This is a genomic window from Mammaliicoccus sp. L-M44 (assembly GCF_022386355.1).
Classification (GTDB): Bacteria; Bacillota; Bacilli; order Staphylococcales; family Staphylococcaceae; genus Mammaliicoccus; species Mammaliicoccus sciuri_A.
The window spans coordinates 26,510-47,311 of sequence record NZ_JAJNIU010000020.1 but is presented as its reverse complement, the minus strand read 5'-3'; the positions used below and the strand labels follow the sequence as shown (position 1 = coordinate 47,311).

Below are 20,802 nucleotides of genomic sequence, written 5' to 3'. Positions count from 1 at the left end.
GATTGGTTAAGCCAATCACTCTGAAGTACTTTCAGTACTCAATTATTGGAATTAACGTTGACATATTGTCATTCAGTTTTCAATGTTCATTATAAAATAATTTGGAGCGGGTGATCGGAATCGAACCGACAACATCAGCTTGGAAGGCTGAGGTTTTACCACTAAACTACACCCGCTTAGCTATATTAAAATTGATGAATGGTGCGGCCGAGAGGACTTGAACCTCCACGGGATTTCTCCCACTAGGCCCTCAACCTAGCGCGTCTGCCATTCCGCCACGACCGCGCATGGTTTGCAGTACTCAATCAATTTGTTATTTAAGTGACTGTCATTAAGTATATTACATTAAGTTTACAAAGTCAATACAAATGTTTAACTTTTTAATGTAATTTTACATTGAATAACTTGTCTTATTATTTGTTACGTTTCGTTCAAGCAACATTAACTATAATACGCTGGATCTATTATTTCGTCAATGCTTTTTTATTAAAAATTTAAATAAAAAGTACTACACTCGCATATTTTTAGTGTAGTACTTTCCCAATTATTCTTTATGTTATATTTTTTAACTTTCCACCACATCGTCCACATCTATATTTACGTGTATTAACACGTTTAATACGTTTGAATTCTGTTTTACATTGCCCACATTGATATAAATAGTTAGCACGTTCTTTATAACTTTGAACGGCTTTACAAAATCGTGGTGCACCTACTTCGTTACTTAAATCTTTAAAAGCTTTGTCTTTATGCTGATATCCTTTACCCTCTATATGTAAATGATAATGACAAAGTTCATGTTTAATAATATCTATTAGTGCTTCAACACCAAAATGTTCATATTGTTTCGGATTAATTTCTATATCATGACTTTTTAATAGATACCTTCCACCAGTTGTTCTTAACCTTTTGTTAAATACTGCATTGTGTTTAAAAGGCTTATTAAAATATTCCATTGATATATTAGACACAAGTTCTTGAAGTGTCTTATTGTCCATTAGGGTCTATCATAGTTAATGATACTTTTTGTTTATCTTGGTTTACATCTAATACCCAAACATCAACTATATCTCCTACACTTACAATATTCATAGGATGCTTAACATATCCTTTAGATAATTTAGAAATATGAACAAGACCATCTTGTTTTACACCTATATCTACAAACGCACCAAAGTCTACTACATTTCGTACTGTACCACTTAAAGCCATATTTGGTTTCAAGTCTTCCATAGAAAGAACATCTGACTTTAAAATTGGTGTTTCGAATTCATCTCGTGGATCTCTTAAAGGTGCTATTAAAGAAGCAATGATATCTTCAAGTGTCGGTATACCTATATTTAAATTTTCACTTGTATCTTGTATATCTAATTTATTTAGTTTTTCTTTTAATACATCTGAACCAATATCTTCTTTTTGTAAACCAACATGTTGAATTAACGCATAAGCCGCTTCATAACTTTCAGGGTGAATAGCGGTTTTATCAAGTGGTTCGCTTCCATCTAGTATTCTTAAAAATCCAATACTTTGTTCAAATGTTTTATTACCTAATCTTGGAACTTTAGCTATTTCTGAATGATGTGTAATAACACCTTTTTCTTCTCTGAATTTAATAATGTTATTTGCAACTGTATTGCTAAGACCAGATACATAACTTAGTAACGATGGAGATGCAGTGTTCACATCAACACCAACTTGGTTAACGGCAGTTTCCACAACGAATTTTAAAGTTTCACTTAGTGCTTTTTGATTTACATCATGTTGATATTGACCGACACCGATTGATTTAGGATCTATTTTAACAAGTTCACTTAATGGATCTTGTACACGTCTACCTATAGATACAGCACTTCTCTCTTCAACTTTAAAATCAGGAAATTCTTCTCTAGCTATATCTGAAGCTGAATAAACCGAAGCACCCGCCTCGTTAACGATCACAAATTGGCAAGGTAAGTCATGCTTTTTAATCATTTCAGCTACAAATTGTTCTGATTCTCTACTTGCCGTTCCGTTACCAATCGCAACTAATTCAATATTATGTTTCTTGATCATATCTACAAATATCTTTTCCGCTTGATCAGTTTTAGATACTGGAGGATGAGGATATATCACATTTTTATCAACAAATGAGCCATATTCATTAATAACAGCCAACTTACAACCCGTTCTGTATGCTGGATCTAGTCCTAGTATTTTTTTACCTTTTAATGGTGCTTGCAATAAAAGGTTTTTTAAATTCTCAGAGAAGATCTCAATTGCATGTTCTTCAGCTTTTTGTGTTAATTCACTTCTAATCTCTCTTTCAATAGAAGGTAAGATTAATCTTTTCAAGCTATCTTGAATGGCTTCTTTAATCACTTCAATATGTTTATGTTCTTTTTTCACAAATTGAGTTGTTAAATAACTTTCTAATGAAGCAGTATCTATTTCGAATCCTACTTTCAATATACCTTCTGATTCTCCACGGTTAATAGCTAGAACTCTATGAGGTACTATTTTCTTAATTGGTTCTTCATATGTATAGTACATTTCAAAAATATTTTTCTCATCTTCAGCTTTCTTTTTCTTCTCAGTCACTAATTTACCTTGTCTTTCAACACTATTTAAAATGTATTTACGGTATTTTGGCTCATCTGAAATCATTTCAGCTATAATATCTTGTGCACCTTTAATGGCAGCTTCATGAGATGTAACTTCTTCAGTAATATATTTTGAAGCTTCTTCTACTAAATCAATATTAGAAGTACCTTCAAGTATCCATTTAGCTAAAGGTTCTAAACCTTTTCGTTTTGCTTCTGTAGCTCTTGTTTTTTTCTTTTTCTTAAATGGTCGATATAAATCTTCTATTCTTTGTAATTTTGTTTGTTTTAAAATATCATTTTTTAAGTCTTCTGTTAATAAACCTTGTTCATCAATTAATCTAATGACTTCTTCTTTTCTATTATGCAAGTTAAGTGCATATGTATATTCATTTTCAATTTGTTTAATTTCAACTTCATCAAGACCACCAGTTAATTCTTTTCTATATCTTGCTATAAAAGGCACGGTATTCTTATCTTCTAGTAATTCTAGTACAGTTTTAATTTGTTTTTCTGTAAAAGGATGATTTTTCTTTATGATTTCTATTAGTTCTTGATTCATAATTGCCTCCTAAAAATGGTTATATTTTATTTTAACATAAATAGAATATAACCATTTTTGATTTTGAAATAAGAAAGCCAGAAACATTTGAAATGTTTCTGGCTCTACTAATATATTATTTATTTCATTGCAGCTTCTTTTAATTTCTTTATTGCTGTTCTTTGAAGTCTTGAAACATGCATTTGACTGAGACCTATTTTTTCTCCGGTCTCTTTTTGACTTAAGCCCGAAATAAAGGTGTATTGAATTATTTCTCTTTCTCTATCCGTTAAAATAGGCAGAATTTTTTCTAATATCATTCTTTTTTCAGTTAAATCATAACCTTCTTCTGATTCTCCCATAATATCCAACAACGTAACGGTCGATCCGTCTTTATCCGCTTCGATAGAATGGTCAACACTTAAGGCATTATAACTTTGACCCATTTCCATTGCTTCTAGGACATCTTCTTCTGTTACTTCTAGTCTATTTGCAATTTCAATAATTTTAGGTGACCTTCCTAATTCATTGGTCAATTCTTCATTTGCCTTTTTTATTTTAGGGCCAATTTCTTTAATACGTCTAGGTACATGTACACTCCAAGTTTTATCTCTTAAATATCTCTTTATCTCACCAATTACAGTTGGAACTAAAAATGCTTCAAACTTTCTTTCAAATGAAACATCGAATCTTTTTATAGCACCTAATAAACCAACCATACCAACTTGAACAAGATCTTCATGATGTGCTTGACCTTTAGAATATTTATATGCTAAAGATTCTACTAATTTCTGATAATGTAATACTAGCTTTTCTTGAGCTTCACTATTATCATTTTCTTGGTAATCTGCTATCCAAGCATTAATGTCTTCTGGAGAAACTTCATTATAAACTTTGGACTCTTCCGTCATGTGTTTGCACCTGCTCTTTAGATAAATACTTTGTCATACTTATTGTAACACCAGCATCTTTTTGGACACTTACTTCATCCATTAATGACTCAATAAGAAATAGTCCTAATCCACCTTGTCTCAAGAAATTGATATTATCACTTTCTTGGTATGGTCCAAGCACTTTTTTAGCTTCTTCATAATTAAAGCTTTTACCTGAATCTGATACAATGATTTCTATTTTATCTTCAAATACAAGGTAACCTATTAATATTTCACCTTCAACTTTATCACTATATGCGTGTTTCACTGCATTGGTTACCGCTTCTGACACTGCAATTTTTGAATCTTCAATATCTTCATATGAAGCACCAGCTCTATTAAACACGCCAGATAATGTTAATCTGACAAGTCCAACATATTCTGGAGCTGCAGGGAATCTCATCTCTATATAATCATAGTTAGATGTCATCTCATTATACCTCCGTTCCTTTGTTGACATGCATTAATTCTTTAAGTCCTGTAATATCAAATAATCTCTCAATTCTATCAGATACACCAAGCACATATAGTGATTTATCATGTTCATTGAGTGATTTTAATGTGCCAACAAATAAACCTAAACCAGTAGAATCCATATAACTTACGTTCTCCAAATTAACATGTATATCATGTGTTCCTTTTTGTCTAATCGGTTGTAATACGTCTTGAAGTTGAGGCGCAGTGTACACATCCAGTTCTCCGCCAACTTTAATTTCATAGTAATTTTCATGTTCAGTAGTTTCAATGTTAAGATTCATTCCTTGTTACACCCCTAAATGTATTAGACTTTCATCATTTATTTTTACCCGTTTTTAAAATGTTTAATCTTATTTAACACATCTTAAATATTTTTAACTTACAACTATTTAACTCTTTTAACAATTAATATCGTTAAATCATCTCTTTTATTTGGATTCTGTAGTTTAACAAGCTCTTCATATAAGATTTGGACAATGTCTTGCGGATGTAGTTGTTTATACTCATCAATCATACTTAATAAATCTGTCGTTTTGATAAATTCATTTTGTTGATTGCGCAGTTCTGTTACACCGTCAGTAAACACGATAATCATATCTTGTAATTCTATTTTTATTTCACTTTGCTTATAACGTGTATGTTTATTAACACCAAGTACAATGCCTCGTTCAGACATTTCTTTAAATTCTCCAGTCTGACTTCTATATATGTACCCTGGTTCGTGGCCTGCAGAACTATAATAAAGCATATTATTTATTTCTTCATATAGACCATAGAACATTGTTACAAACATATTTTGATTAACGTTCTTTTCTACAACTCGATTCAAACGTTTCAAACCGTCACTCGGTAATTGCGAATGACCGTAAGAATCCATGCCAAATTTAATCATACTCATCGCTAATGCTGCCGGTATACCTTTACCGATAACATCTGCTACTGCAAAACTCATTGTTCCGTCATTGTGATCAATTAAATTAAAATAATCTCCACTAACTTTTTGTGCTGGAACGGAAATTGCCCCAATTTGAATACTATCAAATTGAGGGATTTGAGGCTTTAGCATCGTTTGTTGCAAACTAGACGCAACTTCCATTTCTTTATCATGAATTTTAATCTTATTTAATAACTTCTTATAATCACGGTATGTAAAGCCATAGCCTATCATGACTTCTAAAAGAACATCAAATGAACGAATGATTTGTTCTTTAGTCAGTTCTTGTTCCTGTTCCTGTTCCATAATATTTACATGTAATTGTACTATCTCCTCTGGTGAAACATTATCTTCAATGGCTTCAGTTGAAAATGTTTGGCAAGATGATAAAATTGCGTCATCATTTGTTTGAACATAATCAAGTAATAATTGAAGATACTGTTGTTTCTTTTGTTCTGACACGAAGTCACCTCGTTTCAAATATACTAAAAAAGCTTTAGGTTAATCCTAAAGCGGAAGACGTTTTAAAGTAATATTGATTCTTTTAAAACAATTTCATTATGTATTACCTAATGTATCAAATTTTTGTTGCAAAGTAAGATTGAGGCTGATGGCAATTGCAGTATCAACCTCTTTCATCTTTGCATCAGATAAATATGTTAATTTTTCTTTTAAGCGTTTTTTATCAATAGTTCTGATTTGTTCAAGCAAAATTACGGAATCTCTGTCTAGTTTATATTTCGCTGCCTCAATTTCTACATGAGTGGGAATTTTGGCTTTATTTATCTTACCAGTAATTGCTGCAACAATCACAGTCGGGCTGTATCGATTACCTGTATCATTCTGGATAATAACGACTGGTCTTGTTCCCCCTTGTTCAGAACCTGTAACTGGTGAAAGATCTGCGAGATATACATCTCCTCTTCTCATTTATTCACCTTGCTGAGAGGCTATATGCGATTCATTTGAATCACAAGCTTCACATTCACAATAGTATGCTTCAGATGCAAGGGAGAGATTTAAATCGGCCATTGAACGGTAGCCTTCTTTCAGTGTTTGTTCTAAACTTTGTGTACGATTTTGCGTTAAAGATGTCATAACAAATACCTCCAGATAAAATAAATGTAAATTTTGTTGATTAAGTTATTAATATCATAACAAATGTAACTCTATTTGACTATGCTATTTTAATAATTCGTTCGTAATTTCAACATTTTCATCGTCATGATAAATACGTGGTAATCTCTTTTTCAAGTTACAAAGTACTTCATAATTAATGGTATCTTGCGCTTCAGCAATCTTTTCTGCTGATTGTTCTGAATCAACATCATTATCCATGAGAATGACTTTATCACCTGTTTGAACATCATCTGGCACTTTAATCATCGTTTGATCCATACATACTCTACCTATGACGGGACAATTCACACCATTTACATTCACGAGTGTGTCTTGCATCTTTCTTAAGTAACCATCTGCATAACCTATTGGTAATGTGGCCACTTTAATACGTTCACCAGCAGTAAATGTTGCACCATAACTCACTGTTTCTCCAGGTTCTAAATATTTAGTTTGAACAACTTCTGTTACTAATTGCGCAGAAGGCTTTAATTTTAAATTAGAAATTTCTTGAATATATTTTGATGGATAATATCCATATAATGAAATACCAAATCTAACAGCTGTACAAATAGATGCATCATATCTTAAAGCACCTGCTGAATTTTGAGCATGTATATATTCAGGTGTTTGAGAAGACTCTACAAATTCTTCAAATAATTCATATTGCTTTTTAGAAAAATCATTTGGTTCGTCTGCAGAAGCAAAGTGCGTATATACACCTTCAAATATAAGGCGTTCATGCTGTTCTATTTTGTGAACGACATGTTGGTAAGTTTCAATATCTTTTAATCCAATTCTACCCATGCCTGTATCTATTTTTACGTGCATCCATAAAGGTTTATCAGAATCATCATCTATTGATTCTATTGCATCATCTAACCATTGTTCTGACGGAACGGTTAATGCAACTCTATGTTGAACAGCTTTATTAATATCTTTAGTATTAATAACGCCGAGTACTAATATTTTAGCTTTAATACCATGCATTCTTAATTCAATTGCTTCATCTAATGTCGCAACTGCAAAGAAGTCTACACCTTCATTCATTAAGTAAGTCGCAATTGGTACACTTCCTAATCCGTATCCATTTGCCTTAACGACTGCCATAATCTTCTTATTTGGATGAAGTCTTCCTACTGCTTGATAATTTTCTAGTATTGCCTTTAAATCGACGTTGATATAAGTTGGCCTATAATATTTTTCGGACAACAGCAAGGCACCTCCTCTTATAATATTTGTATTTTATCATATAGAAATCAATCTTGCTTAATATTTTCTATAATCACAATAGCTTCTGCATAATGTTTTGTGTGTGTAATGGACGGATGAACACGGTATCCTTCGCATATTATTTCTGGTTTCCCATTTTTATCTGGTAAACAATTAATCGAATGAAAGCCGTATTTTTTACCAATACCTGTACCCATCGCTTTACTAAATGCTTCCTTCACAGCAAATCTACCAGCGATAAATTCGATTTTTCTCGATTCTAATTTAATTTTGCTATAAATATTTATTTCATCTTTTGTTAAAATTTTATTAACCATTTCTGGTCGTTTCGTATACCAACCTTGTATACGTTCTATTTCGACTAAATCTATGCCGACACCTTGAATCATCGTTAACACCTTCATTTTCACTGATTAAAATCATTTTTCAATTCTATTTTGTATTGCGTGTTTAATACGATTTGCCTTTTCTTTATTTAAATATTGAATCATTCGATTCCCTCCAGCTGTAGACAACGTAATATTAGCCAGGTTAAACTTTCTCATTATGAATCCTTCATATAAATCAACATTTTGAATTCTACCCATAGGTATCGTTGTTTCTCTAATCATAAAAATTCCTGATTTAATGTTTATTTCATCATCATTAATTTCATACCTGAAATTTCTATACATGTAATAAGGCTGGATGATTAAACCATATATTGCTATTACCAAGATAAGCACTACAGGAATAAGCAGAAACCATTTTGAAGCTGTCGTCCACCATAAATTAAAAATTACTGCCATGACGATTAATATGATGATGAGTATTGAAATTGTAATGAGCGATCCAATACGTTCAACGACCATTCCCTTTTTATCCATTCTATATCTAGGAAGCATCTACGTGACCTCCTTTATCTTTATACCATTTATAAATATTTAACGTATCTTGTTTATTAATAAATCTTAATCCTTTAGACAACATACCATTTCCATATGCTATTTGAATTGTGAAATGTGCAATATCTTTACGTTTAATAATTGGATTTTCATGTAATTCAAAAGTTAAAATCTTATTTCTATTCGCCCAAATTGTTGTATATTCAAACGGTGTTGCATTCAATATGACAATTGAGTCGTCATAAATTTTATATCCAGATTTCAACGTAATGATACTTGCATAAAATATCATAACCAAGAATATTACTAATCCGATCATCCAAGTATAAGACCATAAATATATTTGGATAGGTATCACTATTAACAATAGAATAATCGTCGGGATGAACACTCTTCTACGAATACCTTGTTTAGGTAAGCCTTTTTTAACGGAATGAAACTGAAATTGTGGAATAATATCTTCAAGTAATTGATATGCTTCTTTCTTCTTCATAAATGGCAAGATTGTAACAGTTCCTACATCAGTATCTTCTCCATTTTCAAAATGTCCATCTGAAGTAATTATCGCTGATATTTTAGTATATCCGATCACTCTTCTGAATATAGATTCTTCTTCTTTTAATGCTTGTATTCTTCTAATTGGAACGGTACGCTTTTGAACAGTTAACAAACCATATTTAACCGTTAAAAGTTCCCCATCAAATGTTAATTGATATTTATAATTTTTAATAAATACAATAAGTGATCCAACGACATAACTCAATATAATAAATAAAAGTGTAATTGATATGATAACAAATGTTAAATTAACAACTTGATTAATCAGTGGACTGATATAATCCTCGATATCGATTATTTGTGTGAAAAATCCAAGTAATGAGCCAAGTGCCGCAAATACAATCAAAATGCCACCACTTGTAAAACTCATCTTCAATAAATCTTTAGTAGATAATCTAAAGAACACGACTTCTTCTTTTTCATTAATAACATCACGTTGATCAGAATCAGACGACGTTCCATGTTCCTCGTTTAACTCATCTTCGCTTTGCTCTTTATTTTTAATAGCATATTTTCTTTCTTTTAAATATTTTGAAAGACTATCACTTTGTGACTTCGTAATCGTATCTAATTCAATACCATCACTCGGTGTTTTAATACTTAAACTCACGCCACCTAACAACTGATGTACAATATTTTGAGAAGTATCAACAGACTGAATCCTTTCAATATTTAACTCTTTACGATTTTTTGAAAAGACACCCCAAGTCATAATCAATTGATCATTCTCTATCCAATAACGTGTATTGTAAATCTTAATTGCTTTAAAAATACTACTTATAAGTGAAAAAATTAATAGAACAATTGGAAATGTAAGGTCCCAAAAATTATCAAGTCCGCGTGTTACAACAATAAACACAGCGATTATTAATGGAAATACATTTTCTTTTAAACTGGCTAGGAAGCCACTAACATAAGATATTGGATGTAATTTTTGAGGATCAAACATCATCAGTCACCTCTTTAACCTTAGTCATGATATTTAATCTCGTTTGGTCAGCTATCACTCGGTTGACCATTGGTAACACTTCTAAATTACCTGCTGTTACAACAACGACAAAGTAAATGTTAAACAATCTTGAAATTGGTCCGTGCTTTATCGTTACATATTGTATTCTGTCATATGGTTGTACAAATCTTTTTTGATAATAAAGCCCGCTTTGTACTTCAATATACCGTTCTCCAATTTCAAAAGATGTTCTTTTAAGTCGTATGATCGGACTTATAAATCCTATCGCAATGATCAACAGCGCAATCGGTGTCACAATATAAATGAGAAATGTCCACCAATCATATTTATGCCATAAAAATACAAATACACTGTACAAAACTAAGATAACTATGACATTTATAATATGATTTACATACTCATATTTTATAGACTGTTTTGGCATTTTGTGTTCGAGTATTGGTTTATACATATAATCTCCTCTATCGTTCAATTTACGTGTATTATATCATAAAGAAAGTGTGCGTAACCTTAGAGATTACACACACTTCTTGTTTAGTTTTTATTTTGAATGCTCAGCAAATGTTCTACCTGAGAATTGTTTTTTTGAACGTTGTTTGTTTGGTTTATTGTTTTTACCTTTGTTACGGTCAAATTGATTGTTTTTATCATTACCGCGACGTTTGTTGTTTTTACCATCAAATCTAGTTCTAGATTTACCACGTGAGTTACCACCACGGTTACCTTGTTTGCCTCTATGATTAGACTTTTTAGATAATGGTTTTTCAAATGTTAATTGAATTTCTGCATCGTTGTTAGAAGTAATTAATTCTTGTAATAATGCAGCAACTAATTTTTGGTCACCGTATTCTTTAATTAATGATTCAGCAATTTTTTCAATGCGACCTTCGATTGGACTTTCTACCCAACCTTTAACTTTATCTTTAACATCTGATTCTTTCGCTTTCATAACTTCACCAGGTGTTGGTGGACGTAAAGCGCTCATTTGACGTTTATTAGCTTTTTCGATTTGACGGATATAATCCATTTCGATTGGATTTACAAATGTAACGGCAACACCTTGTTTACCCGCTCTACCTGTACGACCAATACGGTGTGTATAACTTTCAGTATCTTGAGGGATATCAAAGTTATAAACGTGACTTACGCCAGAAATATCTAATCCACGAGCTGCAACATCTGTAGCTACTAAAATATCGATTTGATCATTTTTGAATTTTTTCAATACTTCTAAACGTTTAGCTTGTGTAATGTCACCGTGTAAACCTTCAGCACGGTATCCTTTAGTGATTAAAGCACTTGTTAATTCATCAACACGACGTTTCGTACGACCGAATACAATTGCTAATTCAGGATTTTGAACATCTAATAAATTCGTAAATGTCTCGAATTTTTCTAATTCTTTAACGATTGTGTAGAATTCATCAATTTGTGGATCTGACAATTCGTTAGACATTGTTTTAACAATTTTTGGACTCTTCATGAATTTTTGAACTAATTCTTGAATAGCTTTTGGCATTGTTGCTGAGAATAGTAATGTTTGACGATTTTCAGATGGAAGTTTAGACATTATAAATCTCATATCATCTATAAAGCCCATGTTCATCATTTCATCTGCTTCATCTAAGATCAATGTAGAAATTGATTCTGTTTTTAATGTTCTTCTATTTAAGTGGTCAATCACACGTCCTGGTGTACCTACTACGATTTGTGGACCTTTTTTAAGTGATTTGATTTGTCTGTCTATTGGCATACCACCGAATACAGTTACGACACTTACGTTTTGTCCTTTACTGAAACTACGTAATTGCTCTGCCACTTGGTTTGCTAATTCACGTGTTGGTGCAAGAATCAATGCTTGTACACCTTGTTTATCTGCTACTTTATCAATTAATGGAATACCAAATGCACCAGTTTTTCCTGTTCCAGTTTGTGCTTGTCCTAGCACGTCCGTACCTTGTAATGTATGTGGAATACTTTCGATTTGTATTGGTGTTGGTTCAGTAAATCCCATTTTGTCCAAAGCGTTTAAGGTAGCTTCAGAAATACCTAATTCTTTAAATTTTTGCAAAATAATTCTCCTTTTATATAGTTAATTCATCTCGTCTTTTTTATTCAACTTCTATATACTACCACCCTTTTACCAATAGCGCAATGCGATTAAATCGTCGTTTACATTTAATTTTCATAGACAAAAACATAAAAAAACTGCACTAAAAAGGGATTTAGTACAGTTTCACTTCTTTATTTATTTTTAAATATAAATTTTTCCACTTCATAAAAAACTTTATAATTTACTTTTGATAAACAAATTTCATGTGGTCCTTTATCAATTTCAACTAGACGTGCATGCTTTATTCTCTTTACTAAGTTTCTCGATTTCTCAATTGGAACAAGACCATCTATTGTGCCATGTATGATTAACGTTTTCGCTGCTATTTGTTCTGGAACATATAGCGCACTTTGCTGTAATTTTTTAAATGCCACAAATGATTTATAGTTTATTTTGATCGTACGTCTCACCATAAAATCAAGAATCTTTAAATCAGCATATCTCATATTATTGATAAATGCATATGGTGACTTGACCAAGTATTGTATATTGATATTTTCAAAAGCTGGTGCAATTAACACTAATTGATCGGGTTGTTTAATTTTAGCTAACAAACCTGCAATAATGCCACCCATTGAAAATCCTATCACAATGACTTTATCTGATTTCTTTCTTAATATTTCATAAGATTGTTTCGCTCTCTCAAACCACATATCTTCATTTGTATCTTTAATCAATAAATTCAAGCCATGTCCTGGGTATTCCGGCGCTTCAAGTATAAAATCATAGCGACTACTCAAATATTCAATTAATGGTAATAACTCATAACGACCACCTGTATAACCATGTAAAAACAAGATACCTACTTTCATGTAAGCGCGTTAATAATCGTTTCGAGTGACATACCTCTAGAACCTTTAAACAAAGTGATAGAGTCTTCATTTAATTGATTTTTTAAATAGTCTGTGATTTCCTCTTTATGCTCAAAGTGATAAGTTTCAGGTATATATGCTTTCGCAATATTTGATATATGAGCCGCTTCTTCACCATATGTGATTAACGTTTGTATAGCTTTATGTTCTAAATAATAGCCAACTTGCTCATGCATCTCTTGACTCATTTCACCTAATTCTAATACATCCGCAAGAATAAGTGTCTTATCCGATTGTTCCATATTATGCAGTGTATCAATTGCTGCTTTCATACTTGTTGGACTTGCATTATATGCATCATTAATGAGTAAACCATATTGGTCAGTTTCAATTCTTTGCATGCGCATATCCGTTAATACAAGATCATCTAGAGAACTTTGAATAACATCTTCCGTTACACCTAAATGTTTAGCCACTTGAATTGCATATGTGGCATTTTTAACATTGTGTTCACCTAATATATTTAAATGATAAATGAAATGACTATTATTCAATTGAAAATTGATGCCATGACTTGATGATTGATTCGTTTTGATGATCACATCATTATCATTCGCTACCCCTACAGATAGTTTGTCATGTTTCATTTCAGATACGAAAGGTTTAAGTAATAGCTCATCACCATCGTATATGAATAGTCCTTTATCTTTAAGACCTTCTGTAATTTCAAATTTGGCTTTTGCTATACCTTCTCTAGAACCTAAATCTTGCATATGAGACTCACCAATGTTCGTGATAATGGCAACATCAGGTTCAGCTAAATGTGTTAATTCACTAATTTCACCAAATCCACTCATACCCATTTCTAGAATGGATACTTCAGTATCTTCATCTAAGTCTAGTATCGTCAATGGACAACCAATCTCATTATTATAATTCCCTTGTGTCTTCTTAACTTTAAATGATTTATTCAATACACATTCAACCATATCTTTAGTTGTTGTTTTACCATTTGAACCTGTAATTGCGACAACTTTAGGATTTACATATTTCAAATATGCTTTAGCTAAACTTTGTAATGCTGCTAAAGTGTCATCAACAAAAATAATGGGTCCTTCTGGCGGATTTGGTACATCTTTTTGCCAAAATGATGCACCTACACCATCATCAAGTGTTTGACGTACAAATTTATGACCATCTACATTTTCACCTTTAAATGGTATAAACAAATTTGATTTAGCAATTTTTCTTGAGTCTATACATGTACCTTGAACAACGACATCAAGATATTCGTCTTGAATGTCACAATCAATCCATTCTTTAATTTTACGTAAATTAATATTCATTCTATTTACCCTCAGTCAATTTTATATTTGATATTCTTCTTGTTATCGTATCGTTCAATAGCAAGTTCAATTAACTTAGTTATAAGCTCTGTATAGCTTAAGTTCATGTTCTCCCATAATAATGGATACATGCTGTATTGTGTAAATCCTGGCATTGCATTTGTTTCATTAATATAAATTGTATTATCTTCTGTTAAAAAGAAGTCTGCTCTTACCAATCCAGAACAATCTGTTGCTTTAAAAGCTTCAATAGCCATATTTCTTAAAGTTGTTGCTATTTCTTCATCTACATCAGCAGGTATTTGAAGTTTAACTTTGCCATCTTTATATTTAGATTTATAATCATAAAATTGTACATCTTTAATAACTTCACCAGGTAAAGTTGTTTCTGGGTAATCATTACCTAATACGGCTACTTCAATTTCTCTTGCATCAACACCTTGTTCGATAACAAGTTTACGGTCAAATTGAAATGCTTCTTCAATACCAGAAATTAATTCTTCTTTATTCGTACATTTACTAATTCCAACACTTGAACCTAAATTTGCTGGTTTAACGAACACAGGATATTCAAGTTTATTTTGTATAAGCTCCACTATATTATGTTCATATTTCTCGTATTCACTTTTTAAGAAACTTACATATGGTAATTGAGGTAATCCTCTGTGAGCGAATAAATGTTTCATCACTAATTTATCCATTGAACTTGATGCTGCAAGCACACCATTACCAACATAAGGAATATCCAATACTTCAAATAAACCTTGAATTGTACCGTCTTCACCGTTTGGACCGTGTAATAATGGAAATACTGCGCTATATGCGTTTCCATCATTACTCGCTTCTAATAATTTAGATATTGGTGTTAATGATTCACTTGATAATTTTAATTGTTCAATATCTTCGACTTTTCCATCGATAGATTGGTCGCTTTTAATCCAATCCCCATCATTTGTAATATAAATGATATCAATTATGTATTTAGATAGATCAACTGCATTGATCACATTTTGAGCCGTTAAAATTGATACATCGTGCTCTGCACTTTTCCCACCATATATAATGCAAATATTTTTTTTAGACATATATAAGCCTCCAAGTAGATTATTAGCCTATATTTTATCATGTTTTTAGCTATTGTTGCACGTATCAACATGACTATTTTAAAAATAACGCTTTTCTGAATAGCAAAAATGTATCACTTTATGTACAATCAAGTTATAATGAAAATTATGAAATTTAGTGTTAATTAAAGGAGTCTTTTAATGGAAACTTCTACTCGTACATTAAATAAATCGTTTCTAGAAAGAATAGATTGGCGATTAATTACGATTATTCTTATCTTATTTGGAACGAGTTGTTTAATAATCAATTCTGCAATGTCTGGCGGACAATATGAAACAAACTTTTTAATTAAACAAGTTTTATACTATGTGCTTGGTTTTATTTTAGCCATTGCCTTAATGTTCATATCTCCAAAGACACTAAGAAAATATGTTTGGATTATATACATAATTGGAAACTTATCATTAGTTGGACTATTAATCCTGCCTGAATCTAGCTTTACACCTATTATTAATGGTGCTAAAAGTTGGTATAGACTAGGACCTATCAGTATCCAACCATCTGAGTTTATGAAAATCATTTTAATTATTGCGCTAGCTAATGTTATCTATCAACATAATAGATTTACTTACAACAAATCATTATCAAGAGACTTTAATTTATTACTAAAAATTGGTTTAACTTCTTTAGTACCAATGTTATTAATACTTTTGCAAAATGATTTAGGAACAACACTCGTATTAATTGCGATCATTCTTGGTATCGTTGTTGTTTCAGGCGTGACATGGAGAATACTCGCACCAGCATTCATCGCTTTTTTCGGAATTGGTTCAAGTATCATTTTATTAATGATTTTTAAACCAAGTGTGATTGAGAATGTTTCAGGTATTAAGACGTATCAATTAGGACGTATTAATTCTTGGCTAGATCCATATGCATACAGCTCAGGTGACGGATACCATTTAACAGAATCATTAAAAGCCATTGGTTCTGGTCAAATATTTGGTAAAGGTTTAAATAACGGTGAAGTTTATATCCCTGAAAATCATACTGACTTTATTTTTTCAATCATTGGTGAAGAATTTGGATTTATTGGAACGATGGCTGTACTGATTATTTTCTTAGCGTTATTCATACACTTAATTAGAATGGCTACTACGACACGTCATCCTTTTAATGTTGTATTTATAATCGGATACTTATCATTCGTACTATTCCACGTTGTACAAAATATTGGTATGACCATTCAACTACTACCTATCACAGGTATCCCATTATCATTTATAAGTTATGGTGGATCAGCATTATGGTCATTAATGGCAGGTGTCGGTATATTACTATCTATCTATTACCACGAAAAAGAGAAATTTACTGAATCCGACCAAAAAGCCGACATATAAAAAACCGCATCCTCAATTTGAGGACGCGGTTTTTTAGTTTACCAATTTATTTCAACTTGTTAGTTGCGACATTCGGCAAACTACGCATTATTTCTATTCGTGACTTAGTTTCTGTTATGTTTACGCCTAATGATGATAAAAGTTTGACCACATTCTTTACCTTTGACTTAGGTTGATTCATGGGTACCACCTCTTATTCAATTTAATTACCTTAAGTTCATTCTACTCTAAATTAAGTAGTTTGACTATAGTTCATTCGGCCTATATTGTTATTTTTTTGTTTAATTTGTTATTTTTTTATAATAATTATATGAATGATATCTTAAACAACTTCATATCCAGCATCGAAAATAGCATTTTCAATATTATCGATACTTGCAGGATCTTCGTATACGACACGTACTTGATTATCATCCGGACTAGCGACAACTTCTTTAACACCGATTAATTGACCTACTGATTCCTCAACTGCTTGTTTGCAATGTCCACAAGACATACCTTCAACATTAATGATTTGTTCTTTCATTTATAACACTCCTATATATTTAAATGATATTTTAATTGATGCCTTTTCATAATCATTATATGCATATGTTTTAGAAGGGTCAAATACAACCTTTTCAATTTTAATTTAAATGTATTATACTAGTTTAAGATAGAGAAACGGAGGCATTGGTATGAACTACTTCTCATATTTTTCATTTGATTTTTCCATCATAGTATCAGTGCTACTTATTACAGCATTTATTCTGAATGTTGTGTTTGGATTTATTATCATATTCTTAGAACCAAGAGAAGCTGGTGCGATTTGGGCTTGGTTGTTAGTGCTTTTATTTGTTCCGATATTAGGATTTATACTTTACTTACTATTTGGGAGACAAATTCAAAGAAAGAGCATTTTCAACTTAGATGAGCAAGATAAAATAGGTCTTGAACACATCATAAATGAACAAATCAAAGCAATTGATGAAAATAATTTCGAAATTGATAAGCCTGAGATTTCTAATTATAAGCATCTGATTCATATGTTGCTTTACAATAACTCAGCCTTCTTAACAACTGATAACAAAGTTGAAATGTTTACAGATGGACATGATAAATTCGATGCACTTATTGAAGATATTAGAAAAGCTGAGTCATATATCCATATTCAATATTATATCTTTAAGAAGGATAACTTAGGTAAAAAGATCTTATTTGAACTTGAAAAGAAACTTCAAGAAGGTTTAGAAGTTAAAATGTTATATGACGACATGGGTTCACGTAAATTAAATTTATCTTCATTCAAGAAATTTAGAGCTAAAGGTGGAGAAGTTGCAAGTTTCTTCCCTTCTAAACTCCCACTCATTAACTTTAGAATGAATAACCGTAACCATAGAAAGATTGTTGTGATTGATGGAAAAGTTGGTTACGTAGGTGGCTTTAATGTCGGAGATGAATATTTAGGCTTAGATAAAAAATTTGGTTATTGGCGAGATACGCACTTAAGATTAGAAGGCGACTCAGTCAATGCATTACAGCTTAGGTTTATGTTGGACTGGAACTCTCAATCTACACGTGACAAGATGCGCTATGAAACTAAATACTTCCCTGATGTTGAGTCAGGCGGTAAAGTTGGTATTCAAATTGCTTCAAGTGGTCCCGATGAAGAATGGGAACAAATCAAATATGGTTATTTAAAAATGATATCAGAAGCTAAAAAGCATATTTACATTCAAACACCTTATTTCATTCCAGATTTATCATTTTTAGATGCCATTAAGATTGCTGCCCTATCAGGCGTAGATGTTAATGTGATGATTCCTAATAAGCCCGATCACCCATTTGTTTATTGGGCAACATTTGCCAATGTCGGTGAATTAATTAAAGCTGGCGTTAAAGTTCATATATACGAAAAAGGCTTTATACACACGAAGATGGTAGCTATAGATGATGAAGTTGTAAGTATTGGTACAGCAAACATGGATAATAGAAGCTTCGTATTAAACTTCGAAGTTAATGCCTTTATTTACGACGAAGAAATCGCAAAGAATTCACGATTAGCTTATGAGAATGATATGACGCATTCATCATTATTAACAGTAGAAAGATATGAAAATAGAAGCACGTGGATTAAATTAAAAGAAGGTATAGCACGATTACTATCACCTTTACTATAAATTCTAAACAGGTAGAAGAGATGATTGTTCAAACTTTTCTACCTGTTTTTTTAAGGAGAAAGATATGAATAATGAACAGATTATTAAAGAAGCAGAATCATATGTTAGAACATTACATCAAAACGATACGACTGGTCATGATTTTGAGCATATTCTAAGAGTAAGACATCATGCTCTAGATATTGCACAGTTTGAGGACGTGGATTTATTCGTAGTTGAATTAGCAAGTTTACTACATGATGCTGTTGATAAGAAATTATTCAAAGATGCCGATACAGCGTGGCAACAACTTTATCAATGGATGAATGACATGGATATAAGCGAAACTATTCAAACAGAGATTATACATATTCTAAAGAATGTTAGTTATAACGGTGGTAAAAATGAAGGTAAACTTACAAGCTTAGCAGGAAAGATTGTCCAAGATGCAGACCGTATAGATGCGATTGGCGCGATAGGAATAGCTAGAACATTTCAATATGCCGGTCATTTTAAAGAACCTATGCATATTTCTTCTCAACAACCGCGTAATTTAAATGATCTACAAGAAGGTCAATATCATGATGAACCGAATACGGCAATCAATCATTTTTACGAAAAATTATTATTATTAAAAGATTTAATGAATACTAAACGAGGCAAACAAATCGCTGAAGAACGTCATCTATTTATGGAAAACTTTTTAGAACAATTTTATCAAGAATGGGACATAAATAAAAAAACAAACTAATCACAATGATTAGTTTGTTTTTGGTTTTATTTCTTTTTCTTTTTATTAGAAACGAGTTTAGCTGGTTTCTTCTCTTTGTTAGCTTCTTGTTGATTTCTTTCATGTGCTTCAATGATTGGTTTCATTTCTTCTTCAACTTTGTTGTTATAGAAGACATTACCTAACCATGTTTGAACAACTAAGAATGCACCACCGACTGCCCAGTATAAACCTAATGCAGATGCTGAAATGTATGACATCCAAATAATCATAATTGGAGAAATAAACATCATCATTCTCATCATATTTTTCTGTTCATCTGGAACATTCGCATACTTCATAGAAACAAATGCTTGTAATGCATAAATGATACCTGCAATGATTGTAATAATTAAATCAGGTTCAGTTAAATTAAACCATAAGAAATTCGGATATTCTGTAATTCCGCCTTCAGTAGGATATTTTAATACATAGAATAATCCCATGACGATTGGCATTTGTATAACGATTGGTAAACAACCCATGTTCATTGGATTAATACCATGTTTTTTGTATAATGCCATCATTTCTTGATTGGCTGCCATTTTTTCTTCTTGAGTACGAGCGCGTTTAACTTTTTCTTGAATTGCTTCCATTTCAGGTTTAGCAAGTTTCATTTTTTCACGCATTAACTTTTGATTCTTGTACGTCTTCATCATAAATGGGAATAACGCAAAACGAACAATTAGTGTTATAACGATAATAGCTAGACCATAATCGTGATTCAAATTTGTACCAAGCCAATGAATAACACTATCCATCGGTTTTACGAATGTATTATAAAAGAATCCATCCCTATTCTCAGGTTTAGAATAATCACAACCAGCTAGCACAACCATTACACCAAATAATAATGGCCATAAAGCTTTTTTCTTCATTTTTCCACCTCTATTGATATACTCACATAAAACTCATTCTATCATAGAATAGCG

23 protein-coding genes and 2 tRNA genes are annotated in these 20,802 nt (G+C 31.7%); 3 read left to right on the top strand and 22 right to left on the bottom strand.

What is annotated here, in order from left to right:
• Positions 1-102 precede the first annotated feature (102 nt).
• The 19 genes from LQ611_RS11160 to LQ611_RS11070 all read right to left on the bottom strand — a co-directional run bounded on the left by LQ611_RS11160 (position 103) and on the right by LQ611_RS11070 (position 15,583).
• Positions 103-176 (bottom strand) — tRNA-Gly (locus LQ611_RS11160).
• Positions 177-199: 23 nt separating this feature from the next.
• Positions 200-285: transfer RNA gene (locus LQ611_RS11155), tRNA-Leu, on the bottom strand.
• 266 nt (positions 286-551) lie between these two features.
• A complete protein-coding gene (locus LQ611_RS11150; protein WP_107565857.1) occupies positions 552-998 on the bottom strand; it encodes a SprT family protein in 447 nt (148 codons plus the stop codon).
• Complete coding sequence (locus tag LQ611_RS11145; protein WP_107565856.1) at positions 988-3,141, bottom strand: Tex family protein; 2,154 nt, start codon at positions 3,139-3,141, stop codon at positions 988-990. Before LQ611_RS11145 ends, LQ611_RS11150 begins: the two co-directional genes overlap by 11 nt.
• A 119-nt stretch (positions 3,142-3,260) precedes the next feature.
• Positions 3,261-4,031, bottom strand: a complete 771-nt coding sequence (gene sigB / locus LQ611_RS11140; RefSeq protein ID WP_025904515.1) for an RNA polymerase sigma factor SigB — start codon at positions 4,029-4,031, stop codon at positions 3,261-3,263.
• Positions 4,006-4,482, bottom strand: a complete 477-nt coding sequence (rsbW, locus tag LQ611_RS11135) for an anti-sigma B factor RsbW (RefSeq protein WP_025904514.1) — start codon at positions 4,480-4,482, stop codon at positions 4,006-4,008. Before rsbW ends, sigB begins: the two co-directional genes overlap by 26 nt.
• Before the next feature lie 4 nt (positions 4,483-4,486).
• The gene (locus LQ611_RS11130; protein WP_025904513.1) at positions 4,487-4,810 is read right to left on the bottom strand and encodes an anti-sigma factor antagonist; all 324 of its coding nucleotides are present in this window, start codon (positions 4,808-4,810) and stop codon (positions 4,487-4,489) included.
• Positions 4,811-4,914: 104 nt separating this feature from the next.
• On the bottom strand, positions 4,915-5,925 hold the full coding sequence (locus LQ611_RS11125; RefSeq protein WP_239709574.1) for a SpoIIE family protein phosphatase: 1,011 nt from the start codon (positions 5,923-5,925) through the stop codon (positions 4,915-4,917).
• 96 nt (positions 5,926-6,021) lie between these two features.
• On the bottom strand, positions 6,022-6,393 hold the full coding sequence (locus LQ611_RS11120) for a type II toxin-antitoxin system PemK/MazF family toxin (RefSeq protein ID WP_025904511.1): 372 nt from the start codon (positions 6,391-6,393) through the stop codon (positions 6,022-6,024).
• Positions 6,394-6,561, bottom strand: coding sequence for a type II toxin-antitoxin system antitoxin MazE (mazE, locus tag LQ611_RS11115; RefSeq protein ID WP_025904510.1), 168 nt, complete (start codon positions 6,559-6,561; stop codon positions 6,394-6,396).
• 84 nt (positions 6,562-6,645) lie between these two features.
• Entirely contained in the window at positions 6,646-7,794 is a 1,149-nt protein-coding gene (alr, locus tag LQ611_RS11110) for an alanine racemase (RefSeq protein ID WP_107573085.1), read from the bottom strand.
• A 47-nt stretch (positions 7,795-7,841) separates the two neighbouring features.
• On the bottom strand, positions 7,842-8,204 hold the full coding sequence (gene acpS, locus LQ611_RS11105) for a holo-ACP synthase (protein ID WP_239709573.1): 363 nt from the start codon (positions 8,202-8,204) through the stop codon (positions 7,842-7,844).
• A gap of 30 nt (positions 8,205-8,234) precedes the next feature.
• Positions 8,235-8,699: a PH domain-containing protein gene (locus LQ611_RS11100; protein ID WP_204257307.1), complete on the bottom strand. Its 465-nt coding sequence runs from the start codon at positions 8,697-8,699 to the stop codon at positions 8,235-8,237.
• Positions 8,689-10,209 (bottom strand): PH domain-containing protein, encoded by a 1,521-nt coding sequence (locus LQ611_RS11095; protein WP_107565853.1) that lies wholly within the window; start codon positions 10,207-10,209, stop codon positions 8,689-8,691. Before LQ611_RS11095 ends, LQ611_RS11100 begins: the two co-directional genes overlap by 11 nt.
• Positions 10,199-10,678, bottom strand: coding sequence for a PH domain-containing protein (locus LQ611_RS11090; protein WP_103361829.1), 480 nt, complete (start codon positions 10,676-10,678; stop codon positions 10,199-10,201). The genes LQ611_RS11095 and LQ611_RS11090 overlap by 11 nt, the downstream gene beginning before the upstream one ends.
• Positions 10,679-10,768: 90 nt before the next feature.
• Positions 10,769-12,298, bottom strand: a complete 1,530-nt coding sequence (gene cshA, locus LQ611_RS11085; RefSeq protein ID WP_037589762.1) for a degradosome RNA helicase CshA — start codon at positions 12,296-12,298, stop codon at positions 10,769-10,771.
• 173 nt (positions 12,299-12,471) lie between these two features.
• Positions 12,472-13,137 carry an alpha/beta hydrolase gene (locus LQ611_RS11080; RefSeq protein ID WP_239709572.1) on the bottom strand — a complete coding sequence of 222 codons (666 nt, stop codon included), beginning with the start codon at positions 13,135-13,137 and terminating at the stop codon, positions 12,472-12,474.
• 11 nt (positions 13,138-13,148) lie between these two features.
• On the bottom strand, positions 13,149-14,498 hold the full coding sequence (locus LQ611_RS11075; RefSeq protein WP_239709570.1) for a UDP-N-acetylmuramoyl-tripeptide--D-alanyl-D-alanine ligase: 1,350 nt from the start codon (positions 14,496-14,498) through the stop codon (positions 13,149-13,151).
• A gap of 11 nt (positions 14,499-14,509) precedes the next feature.
• The gene (locus LQ611_RS11070; RefSeq protein WP_239709568.1) at positions 14,510-15,583 is read right to left on the bottom strand and encodes a D-alanine--D-alanine ligase; all 1,074 of its coding nucleotides are present in this window, start codon (positions 15,581-15,583) and stop codon (positions 14,510-14,512) included.
• Positions 15,584-15,763: 180 nt separating this feature from the next.
• Between LQ611_RS11070 and LQ611_RS11065 the strand changes: the two genes are divergently transcribed.
• Positions 15,764-16,963 carry an FtsW/RodA/SpoVE family cell cycle protein gene (locus LQ611_RS11065; RefSeq protein WP_239709567.1) on the top strand — a complete coding sequence of 400 codons (1,200 nt, stop codon included), beginning with the start codon at positions 15,764-15,766 and terminating at the stop codon, positions 16,961-16,963.
• Between the two features lie 46 nt (positions 16,964-17,009).
• Here LQ611_RS11065 and LQ611_RS11060 read toward each other — a convergent pair whose 3' ends face one another.
• Complete coding sequence (locus LQ611_RS11060; RefSeq protein ID WP_224658879.1) at positions 17,010-17,144, bottom strand: Lmo0850 family protein; 135 nt, start codon at positions 17,142-17,144, stop codon at positions 17,010-17,012.
• Positions 17,145-17,285: 141 nt separating this feature from the next.
• Complete coding sequence (locus tag LQ611_RS11055) at positions 17,286-17,489, bottom strand: copper ion binding protein (protein WP_025904499.1); 204 nt, start codon at positions 17,487-17,489, stop codon at positions 17,286-17,288.
• Positions 17,490-17,640: 151 nt separating this feature from the next.
• Here LQ611_RS11055 and cls point away from each other — a divergent pair, with 151 nt between their 5' ends.
• Both cls and LQ611_RS11045 read left to right on the top strand, forming a co-directional pair.
• Positions 17,641-19,122, top strand: coding sequence for a cardiolipin synthase (cls, locus tag LQ611_RS11050; RefSeq protein WP_107590703.1), 1,482 nt, complete (start codon positions 17,641-17,643; stop codon positions 19,120-19,122).
• 64 nt (positions 19,123-19,186) lie between these two features.
• On the top strand, positions 19,187-19,852 hold the full coding sequence (locus tag LQ611_RS11045; protein WP_107590704.1) for an HD domain-containing protein: 666 nt from the start codon (positions 19,187-19,189) through the stop codon (positions 19,850-19,852).
• Positions 19,853-19,878: 26 nt separating this feature from the next.
• Here the strand turns inward: LQ611_RS11045 and yidC are convergent, their stop codons facing one another.
• Positions 19,879-20,748, bottom strand: coding sequence for a membrane protein insertase YidC (gene yidC, locus LQ611_RS11040; RefSeq protein WP_025904496.1), 870 nt, complete (start codon positions 20,746-20,748; stop codon positions 19,879-19,881).
• Positions 20,749-20,802: the final 54 nt, after the last annotated feature.